The sequence below is a fragment of the Rhodococcus sp. P4_B6 genome (assembly GCF_056402215.1).
In genome coordinates, this window is sequence record NZ_JBFUHV010000063.1 from 34,500 (window position 1) to 46,735 (window position 12,236).

Sequence of the window (12,236 nt, forward strand, 5' to 3'; positions counted from 1 at the left end):
CGGGTGCACACCATGAAGAAGCCGACCCTCGGCCGATCGACGCCGCGGCATCCCGCCGTGATCGACCTTCTCGGCACCACACCCACCGCCGACCACCCGCCGGGCGCCCGCACCACGGCGCGCGGCGGCCCGGCCACACCACCGCCCCCACCCCGGTCGCCTCTGCCGTCCCCCCGCGGCGGCCGCGGGACGGGAAAGAAGACGATGGCCGCCGTCGCAGCGGTCGCCGTCGCCGTGGCCGCCGGGGTAGCCGTCAGCCAGCTGCGCAGCGGAGACAGTGAAACCGCGTCTACCGCGGCCACAACCAGCGCCACCGCAGAGGCTGAGGAGAACGGGCTGCCCGCCCTCAACCTGCCCGAACCCGAACAGGTCGAACAGACATCCGCGTCGGACGGGGAGTGCCGGGCCGACCGCGGTGACCAGAAGAGCGGGGCGGGCGTGATCGCAGCGTTCAATTTTGCGTACTACAGCTTGCGCAACGGTGAAGCCGCCCGAGCGCTCGCAACACCGAGCTCATCAGTGCTGCCAGGCCCCGAGCTGCAGAAGGTCATCGACGCGGTCCCGATCGGCACCAACTATTGCCTCCGCACCGTCGAACTGTCCGACGGGGTCTACCTGGTCGATCTGTCCGTGATGCAGCCCGCCCAGCCAGTCAAACGCGGCACCCAGACCGTCACCACCCACAAGATCGACGGGCGCTGGTACGTCGATGTCTTCACCTGAGTCCCTAGCTCCGAGGCGGAGTGCTAACGGACCCGAGCGAACGAGGACGTATCCCGTGCAGAGCACGCGCATCATCAGCACAGCCGCAATTGCGCCGTGGGCGCGGGAGTTCCGCACACGATGTGCTCGGCGCAGCGCTGACGAGCGGCGGGCCACCGTGCGCCAGAACGTCGTCGCCCCGCCCTCCGACGCACCCGACCTCGGACGGGCCGTTGCTGGTAAATGGGCCAGCACTGCCAGCTGCGATAACACGCATTGCCGCGTGTGAAGTGGTGCCCCGGTGGACAGTGCAACACCGCAAACACCCTCCGCAACACCGCAACGACCGTCCGCAATGCCACACAGGAAACCCACCGGCAGCAACCAGCGGGGCTAATCGAGTGGGACCCCGTGGAAGGAGACCCCGAGCATGATCGACCTCAATATCCGAGCAGCACGAATCCAACTTCACGCCCTGATCGCGGCCCTCATCGTTGCGATCGCCATTGCGATCGGCATCACCACAGGCGCCTTTGTACTGTCCTTCGCCGTGCAACGTGACCTGGCATTGCAGGCGGGCATCCCGCAATACCTCACCTGGATCTTCCCGGCCATCGTCGACGGCGCAATCCTCGGCGCAACGATCGCGGTCGTTGCATTGAGTAAAATCGGCGGCAGCGCAACGGGAAAACGGTTCTTCCTCTGGCTCGCCGTAGTCGTGGTCTTCATCAGCGTCTTCGGCAACGCCTACCACGCACACCGCTCCGGGCAAGCCGCCGCGACCACCATTGCAGCCGGCATCGACCTCGGTTACGCCCCGCTGTCGCCGACCGGCGCCTCGCTCATTGCAATCATTCCGCCGTTGCTGGTGTTGGCCTTCACCCACGGTGTCGGCATCCTCATCAAGGCCATCGGCACCGCCCACACCGAGTGCACCGCGGTCGTGCGCGACGCCCGACACCGTAAACAGCAGCGGTCCGACCAGGACACCGCGACCGACTACCGAATGACGGCCCCAGGGCCGATGTCGTCGGTCAACCGCAACGCCGGACGCATTGCGCCGTCCGTTGACCCGACCGTTGCACCCATCGTCTTCGCTGCGTCGGCACCCGATTCATCCGCTCTCGACGACCGTACGGAAACCACCGCTCCGGAGCCGGAGGGTCGTCTTGCTGTTGCGGACGCCCCACAACCGACCACTGCGAAGCCTGGTGAACTCACCGATGTTAGAGCCCACGCCAAGGAACACGAGGAGCACCTTGCACGCAATGCAACGGACAGTGGCAATGCCCACGCGCCAGAAATCGGCAATCCGCCGAAGGGTTCGCAGGAGCGGTTCGTAATGCCGGACAAGGCCCAGACCATCGACAACCTCCTCGCCTTCATCGATACCTGCGCCGACTTCGAACCGGTAGTCAAGGAGACGGCCCGGCTGCGGATAACTGAGCAGCGCAGCTACGCCGAGATCGCCACGCTCACCAAAGCCAAGGCCGCGAGCACGGCAATGCGCCGCTTCGACAAGGTCGCGCAACGCGCCGTGGAGGCCGGTTTCCGGAGGCCTCCGTTGCCCGAGCATGAGGACATTGCCGAGGAACGCAATGCGGCAACGCTTGACCACCAGTACACCTTGGTGGGGGCACGGTGATGACCTGCCCTGGTAAGTGCGGTGAGGACCAGTTCCTGCACTGCAGCCTGAGTGCGAGAAGGCCGATCAATAGGCGACAGAAGAATTCCGCCGGCACCGGTGAACAGCGATCCGCAACACGTCCAGGAACTTTTGCCTAACGCGGGACGATGTTGCAGACCGGTCGGCTGAGGTCGTACGAAAGGCCCGAGAGTGCAACGCAACGTCGGTGACGAGGCCGACGCCGCAATGCCGGATCTCGTTGCCGACGGGCACCGGCGTTGCGGTGCGGCGCAGGCAACGTCTCAGCGGTGTGGGAGGCCGTTGCCAGCGGGGAGGAGGTCAGCTTGCACGCAATCCCCTGTCTGACCGCGTTCTTCGCCGGAGGGTGCCACAGGGCAGCAGCGTGCATGCGGACGTTGCCGAGTGGGCGCAACGCCGCGCTGCATACGGCCCGTCAGGGTGGTGTCGATGCCGTCGCCGCGCTGATCGGCCGTTTCCCGCTCAACTGTGAGCGGGCTCGCGAAAACCCAACATCTGCACGGGCCGGCCAGCCAGAAACTCGACCAGGCCCGCGTAGGAGTCCTCGAAGCGGACAGGCCCTCGGCCGGACGGTAGCGGGGCGAAGGCCGCGGTCAGAGTCAAAGGTGATGTGGCCGTGCACAACGGTCCGAGGTCGGGCATGACTACCGCGTTCCAGTTCGCGAACTCCGACACCACGTTCAGGACGAGGGCCCACGAACTTGGCAGCCTCCTAACGACACCAGCGCCCGCATCGTTGCGGTGCCGGGAGCCGCACGCCACCCTCGACTACTCCGCAATGGCTTCGACCGAGCACAGCGGCAGATCAGCCGATCTCTGGGCCGCGTCGACCACGACGGCCGGGCGCCTGAGGTTTCGTCGACTTCCACTTGTTGGATGTGGGCGCCCAACCGCCGTACGTCAGAACGTCGGCGCTCCACCGACACGCCCGACCGCGTGCGGGGGTCGTTGCTGGTAGACGGACTGCGACCGAGACTGACAGCCGGAAGCCACAGGCTGCAGCGCGATAGGAGTCCGCACATGGCATGGTTAGCGAGACGTGGGCTCGCGGCGGTCACCACCACTATGCTGTGCGGGACTGCGCTGCTCACCGGGCCGGTGATCGCCCATGCCAACCCGGCCAACTGTGCGTCGACATTCAACTTGTTTATCCCCGGCACGTGGGAGACCAACGAGAACGCCGACCCGAACCAGCCCGTAGGCATGATCGCCCCGGTCGCGGAGGCGATCAAGGCACAGAATGGTGCCCGCGCGCAGATATACACGCTGCCGTACATGGCGCGCGCATTCGACAATGGCCACACCTACGCCGACAGCAAGACCGACGCGGTCAGCAAGGCCACCGCCGTGTTGACGTCCTACGCCGACAAATGCCGGGGCGCGAAGATCACGATCACCGGATACTCCCAAGGCGCTGACGCTGCAGGCGATCTCGCGTCGGCGATCGGAAACGATCAAGGTCCGGTCGATGCGGACCAGGTCCTCGGTGTGGCACTGATCGCCGACCCGGGTGCCGGCACGAAGGGCGCCGCAACGGTCGGACCGACGACGTCGGGGGAGGGGATCGCCGGCCCCCGGTCGCAGGGCATGGGCAAACTGTCGGGGCGGGTCGCCTCGATCTGCGATCCGAAAGACCTGTACTGCTCGATCCGCAAGGGCACCAACCCCTTCCTCGGATCGCTCGGGTCGATCCTGTCGAAAACCCCCGGCAACACCAGCACCGGTGCCGGGGGAGGTAACGCGGCGGTCGCCACCGCACTGACCTCGTATTTCACCGACGCAGACCTGCCCGGTCTCGGATCGAATGTCGACGCGCTCGGAAAGCAACTGCGCGGCACCGACACCGGCGGCTCGATCGATGTGAACCAGATCGCCGACACAGCGACCTCGCTGAGCAAGACACTCAGCCCCCTCGTCGACCTGCTGCAGTCCGGCGCCGCGAACACCGCCGCCACCGCGCGCCTGGCTGCAGCCCCAGTGGGCACACCGGAAAACGCGGCCGCACAAGTCCTCACCACAGCCAGCCACGCGAACCTGACCGGTGCACTCGACTCGGCGGCCACGATCGCGAACACCGCAGCCAAACTCGCCAATAACGGCGCCACCACACTGCCGGCCACCGCACCCGAAATCTCTCAACTCKCGGGCACMGCCGCATCACTCGGTAGCCAAATCGCACCCGTCGCCGCCACCCCGGCAGATGCCCTCTCCTCCGCGTCGAGCGTGCTGTCGGTCCTCAAACCGAAAGTCGTCGTCGACCARGCCCTGAACGTCSTCACCGGCGTCACTGCCCTCGATATTCCGAAGATCCTGCACAACCTGATCGTGCTCCCGCARARRATYGCCGCCGGCGATGTCCGCGCCGCCCGCGATACCGCCCGMGAGCTGAACGTGCAGTTCGAGCCCATAGTGAAGATGGTCGCCGGTGTCGACCTCARGTGGATCTCCCAGATCCTCGCGATCATCCCGGACCCGTCCGGATACACCCAGATCGCRGCGCTGGTCACCAGCATCCTCGGCAACGTCGACGTGATCAAGCTGGCCAACATCGCCGGTCAAGCCCAGGAAATTGCGTGGGCCGCCGCGGACAAGCTCTTTCCCCCGCCCGGGGTACTACCCGACCCGGTCGGTGCTGCCGCGCAGACCACGGCGTTGATCCCATTCGGCCTCGACCTCGCCTCGGTGGCCGCGAACATGCTCACCGGCAAAGCCAGCAAGACCGACCCCGCGCTGCTCGGCAAGCAGACCAATCCCGTGGGCAACGCGATCACCACGCAGGCGCAGACCCTCGACCTCGCAGGACTCGCCGGGTCGGTGTCGACGATGGCGCAGTCGCAGGGGGCCGAGGATCTCGCCGCGGTAGTCGGCGAGGGCCTGAACGCGGCCAGCTTCTTCGCCTCCGGTGCACACCAGAGCTACCAGAACCTCGTCGTCGACAACGCCGGCCGCAACGCCATCCAGTGGGTCTCGGATTGGCTGAACCTGCAGATCACCCGCGCCGTCTGACGATCCGACCGCATCCGAAGTCGAAGAGGAGCACCGGAAAATTGGCCGCTCGAGTACACCGCCCCACCTCCTGCTGGGTGACCTGCCCGCACTGCGACAAACGCACCTACTTCACACGCAAGGACGCCCGCGCAGCACGCACCCATCACGAAAAGCGACAGGGCCTGTCGATCTACCCCTGCCCACACCAAGACCAGGACGGCGACCGCTTCCACGTCGGGCACCGGCCAGAAGGGTTGGGCCGCGGCGCCATCGACCGCGACACGCTCGCCGACAATCAGCGGACGGCACTCTCCGAAGGCAGGTTCACAGCCGGGGGTGCGCGGTGACCCTGATCAACGCCAAGGGATCACCCACCACCCCGATCCCACTCGACCCCGGCGACCGAATCCGCTTCGGCATCGAACCCCGCCGCCCCTACACCGTCCGCACACTCTCGGAGCACTTCGTCCTCTGCACCCGCCAACGCGACTTCGCCACCACAGGGGACTTCGTCTACACCGTCATCGACTGGCGGAACGGAATCCGCGGCCCGATCAACGTGATCGGGCAAGCGTGGACGTGAGCACCGATGAGCGGTGCCGCGACCTCCTCGACGACCTCGAAACCGGCCGGCGGGAAATCAGCCACCGCAACCGCGTCCAACTCGACATTCTCGACCGGGGCGAGTCATGAGAGACCACATACCCTCGAGCAGCTCTCTCACGGTGCTGCGTCGAGACTCGATGGCATGAGTAGTGGAGACAATCCAGCACTCGTCGCCTCATCGTGTGCCGGACTGGTGGGTGTGGACATCTGATCGATCGGTACGATCCGCTTCGTGTTCGTCGGGGAACGGGCACGGAGTTCATCGGAGGGGATCGTCGATGTCAATGTTCGCTGGCTCGCCAAGAGGCACACGTCTGAGGCGACAGTCCGTACTGGCCGTCGCCGTGTGCATAGGCGGGATAGTTCTCACTGCCGCACCCGCCGCCGCCCTGCCTGACGACATGCACCCGGCGGGCGCGTTGCTCGCCGAGCAGCCTGTCACCACTGCGGTTCTCCCAGTCGGTGCCGCGGATACCAGCGCTGTCATCCGCTATTCCACCTTGCGTACCGCGACCGAAGCCGGTGAGTCCACCGGATCGGTGTTCCTGCCACAGGGCGCACCACCTGCCGGTGGATGGCCCGTCGTGTCCTACGCGCATGGCAACGTCGGAATCGACGACGAGTGTGCACCGTCGGTCACCGGATCCAGTGACGTCGAACAAGAATTCATGCAGCACTGGCTCGCCGCCGGATATGCGGTCGCGGCCACCGACTACGCCGGGATCGGTACCGACGGAGTCAACGCGTACACCGATGGACCCGCAGCCGGCGCCAACGCCGTTGACATCGTCCGCGCCGCCCACACGCTCTACGGCGACCAACTCAGCGACCGGTGGATCGTCACCGGCCTGTCCCAAGGCGGTCACGCCAGCTACTTCGCCGCCCACCAGGCCACCACCCGCACACCCGAACTCGACTTCCGCGGCGCAATCGCCGTCGCCGCCCCCACCCACCTCGACCAGCTCTTCCTGCTGGCCGGACCGAACTTCCCTTCCGTGCCGGTCGCCGGGATCGCCCACTACGTGCTCTACACCCTCGCCGGACTCGACGACGGCCGCCCGGAACACGGAATCCGTCAATATCTGACCCCTACCGGAATCGGGTTGATGGAAAAGGCGAAGGCAACCTGTAGCAACGACCTGAACGAATATCTGAGCGCTCACCCGGTTACCGTTGCGGAGCTGTTCACCACCCCACTCGACTCCCCGGATCTACGCGGTGTGCTCGACCAGATGCAGCATGTCCCCACTGACGGGTTCGACCGACCTATCCGGGTCGTGCACAGCCTCGCCGACACCAAGGTCCCGATCCCGCTGACCTGGGCACAACTCACCGAAATGCGCTCCGGCGGTGTCGACGTCGAGTTCCAGCAGCTTTCCGGAACGGACCATGCCCACACCCTCACCGCCTCGATGCCCGAATCGCTGGACTTCGCCGCCCGCGTACTGCACTGAGCGCACCCGCCACGCGGAGGTGGGGTCTGGTTACGGGGGCCACGCCGACAGCACGAGAATGGAATGAGATGACCTACGCCGATATCACCGGGGTCCCGCATGCCGACAGATATCTGTTCGGGATGACGTCCTGGTGGCTGTCGTCCCTGTCCTCACGGCCGCGGTGGTGCACCGCAGCCCGATGGGGCACCGCCCGGCGACCCGCGTCGCGATCGGATACGGGGCGCTCGCGATCGTCGCAGCTGGGTCCGCAACGCTGACAACTCCGCTCAGCGTGCCGTGGGCTGCGACGGTCGGCGTTGCAGTGGGTCTGGTGCTGCTGTGCAACATTGTTCTCGGTGTTGTCACCAGGTCCGCCGCCCAGCGAGGGGCGAGCGAGGAGCGGTGATCGGTAGTCCGCACCGATGAGCGGGAAGTGTCTGGAGCTGACATGTCGAATGAGTTTGTTGAGCCGCGTGCTGCTCTGCGAGACCTCCGACGGCGCGGTTCCGACGGTAGGGCAGCCCCGCCTGCCAGTGGTCGCGGCAAACCAACGCGAGCTCTGGGGTGGATCCACCAAGGCAGCTGACTCTCACACTGCCAGAGGCTCGCTGAGGATCACAGGTCCCACAACCCCAACAACGCGGACCTAAGGCCAGGGGAGCGGACGTAGTGGTCGGTCCGCAGCCGTGACCCGGGGTGCCCGAGATCGGTCAGCGCCTTCTCGGCGCCTGGGAGGGGGAGCGGGGACAGGCCGGTGCGCAGGCGCAGGAAGTACAGAACCGCTCCACCGGACCGCGGGATCTTCATCGGGTCGGACACCACGACCGCCGGTGCGTAAATCCACTCGTCATCCGCGAGGACGATCACGTCGCCCCGCTTCACCCCGCTGGGCTTGTCGAGGCGAAGCGATTCGAGCTGATACTTCGCCGCCGGGCCGCCGCGGCTGTGGTGCCGGCCCCGCTGTTCGTCGAGGACCTGTTGTTCGGTGTGGGTGGGTTCGTAGTCGACGGCGTGTTTGACGAACATCCGGGTCACCGGTCTCGGCAGGAAATCTGTCTCGGTGCGAACGCGGCCGGTGACCCCGGGCAGTGGGACCGCGCGGCCGATCTCCCACTCCAGGATCGCGTCGTCGAGGAACACCTGATCGACCTCGGTGATCTCGTCGAGGCTGTCGATGAACTTCCGCACGGAGGCGATGATGTCGGGGTCGTCGGTGATGACCACGGCGTCGTCGGCGAGGGTGGAGTTCTCGGATGCGTTCGCCGACCCGATCACCGCCCGGGTGTTGGTGACGATCACCTTGGCGTGCAGGGTCGGCGAGGACAGCACCCGTACTCCCTTGTTCAGGTAGTGGGCGAGGGCGGCGGGGGAGGTGGCGTGCGCCCGGATCGCGGCCTTGGAGGCGTTGACGACCAACAGGTCCCCGGCGCGCAGCGGGAGCAGGTCGGGTGCGTCCTGTCCGAGGTAGCCGATCGCGGCGTATCGGGCGCCGCGGGTGCGGATGGCGCGGGTGATGTGTGGCCACGGGCTCGGCCCGTGGAAGGTGGTCCCCATACCGACAGACGGTAACCGGCCAGGCCTTGTGCCGGGTGGCGGTCCCTGGCAACGCCAAAAGAAGCTCAACGGGGGCGCCGTCGGTCCGGCGTGCCCCGGTGAGGTCGACGGCGGCGCGGGGGCGGGTTGACCGCGGTCGCCTGGGGTGCAGCGATCCGGTCGATTCTCGGTTGCGGACAACGTGTCGGCGTCGGTGTCGGCGTCGGCCCCGACCGGCGGCCCGGCGCTCGTACGCTATGGGCACCACGAGACGAGACCGGCGGGAGAAGGATCATGAGTTACGAAGCGATCTACGACGGGGTCCGTTACCCGCTCGCCGATGCGGCCGCCGCCCACGGCCTTGAAGACGACATCCGGGGCCTCTTCGAAGACAACGGCAATGGTGGATTCGTCGGTTTCGTCAGCCAGAACACGACGGTTCGCCTGCTGATCACGCCGGCGACTCCGGTCGCGATTCGGGGCAGCGACGAGCCGAACCCGAGTGTCGTCCACCGCTGGTGACCCCGCCTCCAGATGTCTCCGTCGGCGCGACGGTGTGTCCGTCCTCGGGGAGGAGTCGGTGTCAGCGAAACTTTCGGCAACGATCCACCGTCAGCAAAGGAGGTAGGTTGCCCAGCCTCATCGTCAACGGTGTTACCTACGGCATCAGCCAGACCAGGTTCGAGGCCACCCGCGAGCTGCTCGCACGGTTCGCCGAGGGACACACCCTGGGAGTGGCGATGTCGCTCACCCATGACGGCGCCCGGCACCACCTGTTCATCACCCCCGGGGTGCCGATCACGCTGGTGGAATGACGTGTCCGGCCTGATCCTGCAGGACCGCCGCCTTCGGTTTCGCGAGGAAGCTGCGGTGGTCATGGAACCACGCGTGACGCCCGCCCATCGGAACCGACCGCAGCAACCGAGTGCATTCGACCAAGGGGGCACCGAATCCGGGATGCCGGGGCCATGACGGTCTCCTCGGGTCGACGTGCCCGAGCAGTTCAGTAATGTGTGGGTGCGGGGAGAGGTGGTCCCCTTCGTGGGTGCACGACTCGGCTGTTGCGATGACCGCGACCGCGGCGATCGGCGACCACGCCGTGTCGGTAGTTGCCAACCTGCGGCCGCCCACGATGACTGCAACGGCGGCGATGTCTGCGGCCGTCGTGACAGCGACCGGAACCGCGACCGTCGCTGCACCGGTGATGACGGCGTCCGCGACCCTTCCCTGCACCGGTCGTCCCGGCGGCTCGAAGGTCGCCGCTCCGGTGATGATCGCGTCCGCTGCGGCAGCTGCTCCGGCTCGGTCCGCGTCCTCGACAGTCCCCGCAGCCAAGGCAACGGCCATGGCTGCCATGAGCACGCCGACCGTGGCTGCTGTGCAAATGAAATCGATGAAGGCTGTGGTCTCATCGATGTACAACACCGCGACTGCGACGCGGACGACGCCGATGGTCGCGGCTACGACGACCTACCCGGATTCCGTCGTGACGTCGAATGCGATGGTCATCGACGGGGGCGGACGGGGGCGTTCACCGTCAACGCTCGCCTGTACCAGACGAACTCGGCCATCGYGACGGCGCAGCTCCGGAAGAATGGGGTGCAGAGCTGGCGGTGTGTGACGACGTCGCTCAGGGGGTGGTCTGTCTCGGCAGGACGTAGCCGAGTTTCAACAGGGCCCTGCGGAATTTCAGTTCGTGTTCGGGTGGGACCGCGAGATGGCGGTCGCCGATCGGGCGGCACAGCCTGCGGAGTGCGCGGTCGCGGGTGACGAGCGCGGCCAGTGCGTCATCGGTGCATTCGATCACCCGGGCGTGGCCGTGGTCGGTCAGCTGGGTGGTTCGGCGGGTGACGTCGGTGATGAGCGTCGTCAGCGAGCCGGGCAACTCGTGCTCGGTCCGCTGGGCGAGGAAGGTGGTGAGGTCCTCGAGGTTGCGGCCGGTATCGATCGCCGTCAGCAGACTCGCGGCGGAGATGGTCCAGACCCGGTCCGCGGTGTGCGCGGCGTAGGCGGACAGGAGAAGCTGATCACCGGGGGACAGGGTTCCGGTGGCGACGACGTCGAGGTTGGGCAGGACCTTGAGCACCGCGGTGGTCTCGTCGTCGGTGGGCGCGTGGTAGGTGTCGGTCAGGCCCAGGGCGTAGCAGCCCAGGGCGGTGAGCCGGATCGACTGCAGTCCGTCGTACCTGCTCAGCGCGTCCAGATCGTCGCCGCCCCAGTTGTCGTGGAAGTCCGATCGGGCGCCGGTGGGGTGGAGGTATTCGAGGTCGAGCAGTCCCAGCGTGCCGGCGTACTCGAACAGCACCGCGGCCGTGTAGCGGCCCTCGAGGATCTCCCACCGGTGGTAGCCGTCGTAGCCCAGACCGCCGTACTGGGAGTCGACGAGATAGAGCTTCCACAGCGCCATCTCGCTGCGGGCGACGGTGGGACTCATCCCTTTCCGCCGCATGGTCGTGAACAGGGAGTCCACGCTGATCCACTCTCCGGGTGGGCAGCTTGCCAGTCCCTGCGCGACCGTCTGTCGGCGAGTCTTGGCCGAGGTGAGGACATTGCGTGCGCGCTGGCCCTTGATCTGCTCGATTCGGCTGAACTCGTCGATCACGGCGTGGGTGAGCCAGCGCTGCCACAGTTGCCGGATGACCTCGGCCGGCGGCCGACGCAGGGCGGTGCGGCCCTTGGGCGTCAGCTGGAGGCGCCCGCCCTCGATCTTGGCGAACCCACCGGCCTGGATGATCAGCGGCCAAGCGAACGACGCGATCGGGTCGTGCAGGTAGAAGTCGCCGTGCACGAGCTGAGAGCCCACGGCAGCGACCGTCGCCGCGGAGGGGCGGCGGGTCTTCTCGCTGCACCGCAGTTCACCCGCCGCGCATAGCTGCAGCACCGTGTGCAGGTTCAGCGAGGCTTCCTGCTCGGTCGCTCGTATCCGGTGCTCGCCAATCACGCCCAGGGGTCCGGTGTTGCCGGTGTTCACACTCATGCCCTCACGTACCTCAGCCAGTGGCGGTATGCCTCGATCCACTGCGCACCGGCGGGCGGAGGCGTCGGCAACGGCAGATCGAGGATGGGGATGCGCTGTCGCGACCGGCCACGAGCGCAGATCACCACGATGTGCTCGTCGGCCAGGTCGATGCCCGACACGGTGACCTCGGTCCCCAACAAAGATGTCTGGAACGGCAGCTCGAGATGCTCGTCGAGCATGGTGTAGAAACCCGTGACGCATTCGCTGTCGTTGTAGCAGTCGACGGTGGCCTCGGCGACCAGGGCCGCGAGCGCCGCACGATTCGGTGACCTCACCGCGCCGAGGA

The 12,236-nt window shown here is 66.8% G+C and carries 13 protein-coding genes; 9 read left to right on the forward strand and 4 right to left on the reverse strand.

Annotated features, from left to right (window positions below; all coding sequences use genetic code 11):
• The first annotated feature begins 12 nt into the window (after positions 1-12).
• From AC1DWT_RS26440 to AC1DWT_RS26470, 7 genes are all read left to right on the forward strand, one after another.
• Positions 13-723 (forward strand): DUF8176 domain-containing protein, encoded by a 711-nt coding sequence (locus AC1DWT_RS26440; RefSeq protein ID WP_317570434.1) that lies wholly within the window; start codon positions 13-15, stop codon positions 721-723.
• 409 nt (positions 724-1,132) lie between these two features.
• A complete protein-coding gene (locus AC1DWT_RS26445; RefSeq protein WP_477922911.1) occupies positions 1,133-2,347 on the forward strand; it encodes a DUF2637 domain-containing protein in 1,215 nt (404 codons plus the stop codon).
• Positions 2,348-3,433: 1,086 nt separating this feature from the next.
• Positions 3,434-5,374, forward strand: coding sequence for a cutinase family protein (locus AC1DWT_RS26450; protein WP_477922923.1), 1,941 nt, complete (start codon positions 3,434-3,436; stop codon positions 5,372-5,374).
• 41 nt (positions 5,375-5,415) lie between these two features.
• Positions 5,416-5,703, forward strand: a complete 288-nt coding sequence (locus AC1DWT_RS26455) for a hypothetical protein (RefSeq protein ID WP_477922913.1) — start codon at positions 5,416-5,418, stop codon at positions 5,701-5,703.
• Positions 5,700-5,939 carry a hypothetical protein gene (locus AC1DWT_RS26460; RefSeq protein ID WP_477922914.1) on the forward strand — a complete coding sequence of 80 codons (240 nt, stop codon included), beginning with the start codon at positions 5,700-5,702 and terminating at the stop codon, positions 5,937-5,939. The genes AC1DWT_RS26455 and AC1DWT_RS26460 overlap by 4 nt, the downstream gene beginning before the upstream one ends.
• A 301-nt stretch (positions 5,940-6,240) precedes the next feature.
• A complete protein-coding gene (locus AC1DWT_RS26465) occupies positions 6,241-7,416 on the forward strand; it encodes an alpha/beta hydrolase family protein (RefSeq protein ID WP_477922915.1) in 1,176 nt (391 codons plus the stop codon).
• Positions 7,417-7,549: 133 nt separating this feature from the next.
• Positions 7,550-7,804 carry a hypothetical protein gene (locus tag AC1DWT_RS26470; protein ID WP_095870747.1) on the forward strand — a complete coding sequence of 85 codons (255 nt, stop codon included), beginning with the start codon at positions 7,550-7,552 and terminating at the stop codon, positions 7,802-7,804.
• 209 nt (positions 7,805-8,013) lie between these two features.
• Here AC1DWT_RS26470 and AC1DWT_RS26475 read toward each other — a convergent pair whose 3' ends face one another.
• On the reverse strand, positions 8,014-8,952 hold the full coding sequence (locus AC1DWT_RS26475; RefSeq protein WP_477922916.1) for a phospholipase D family protein: 939 nt from the start codon (positions 8,950-8,952) through the stop codon (positions 8,014-8,016).
• A gap of 273 nt (positions 8,953-9,225) precedes the next feature.
• Between AC1DWT_RS26475 and AC1DWT_RS26480 the strand changes: the two genes are divergently transcribed.
• Positions 9,226-9,453 (forward strand): hypothetical protein, encoded by a 228-nt coding sequence (locus tag AC1DWT_RS26480; protein WP_120661684.1) that lies wholly within the window; start codon positions 9,226-9,228, stop codon positions 9,451-9,453.
• A 107-nt stretch (positions 9,454-9,560) separates the two neighbouring features.
• Entirely contained in the window at positions 9,561-9,746 is a 186-nt protein-coding gene (locus tag AC1DWT_RS26485; protein WP_120661685.1) for a hypothetical protein, read from the forward strand.
• Here the strand turns inward: AC1DWT_RS26485 and AC1DWT_RS26490 are convergent.
• The 3 genes from AC1DWT_RS26490 to AC1DWT_RS26500 form a co-directional block, all read right to left on the reverse strand.
• A complete protein-coding gene (locus AC1DWT_RS26490; protein ID WP_477922917.1) occupies positions 9,730-10,356 on the reverse strand; it encodes a hypothetical protein in 627 nt (208 codons plus the stop codon). The genes AC1DWT_RS26485 and AC1DWT_RS26490 overlap by 17 nt on opposite strands.
• 205 nt (positions 10,357-10,561) lie before the next feature.
• The gene (locus AC1DWT_RS26495; RefSeq protein WP_095870751.1) at positions 10,562-11,908 is read right to left on the reverse strand and encodes a helicase-associated domain-containing protein; all 1,347 of its coding nucleotides are present in this window, start codon (positions 11,906-11,908) and stop codon (positions 10,562-10,564) included.
• Positions 11,905-12,236 (reverse strand): calcium-binding protein (locus tag AC1DWT_RS26500; RefSeq protein ID WP_477922919.1); only part of this gene is annotated, 332 nt, incomplete at its 5' end. The genes AC1DWT_RS26495 and AC1DWT_RS26500, both read right to left, overlap by 4 nt.

Bases quoted from the DNA above. Each gene is read 5' to 3' on its own strand.
- AC1DWT_RS26440 (WP_317570434.1), top strand. From the start codon at position 13: ATGAAGAAGCCGACCCTCGGCCGATCGACGCCGCGGCATCCCGCCGTG.
- AC1DWT_RS26445 (WP_477922911.1), top strand. From the start codon at position 1,133: ATGATCGACCTCAATATCCGAGCAGCACGAATCCAACTTCACGCCCTG.
- AC1DWT_RS26465 (WP_477922915.1), top strand. From the start codon at position 6,241: ATGTCAATGTTCGCTGGCTCGCCAAGAGGCACACGTCTGAGGCGACAG.
- AC1DWT_RS26475 (WP_477922916.1), bottom strand. From the start codon at position 8,952: ATGGGGACCACCTTCCACGGGCCGAGCCCGTGGCCACACATCACCCGC.
- AC1DWT_RS26480 (WP_120661684.1), top strand. From the start codon at position 9,226: ATGAGTTACGAAGCGATCTACGACGGGGTCCGTTACCCGCTCGCCGAT.
- AC1DWT_RS26495 (WP_095870751.1), bottom strand. From the start codon at position 11,908: ATGAGTGTGAACACCGGCAACACCGGACCCCTGGGCGTGATTGGCGAG.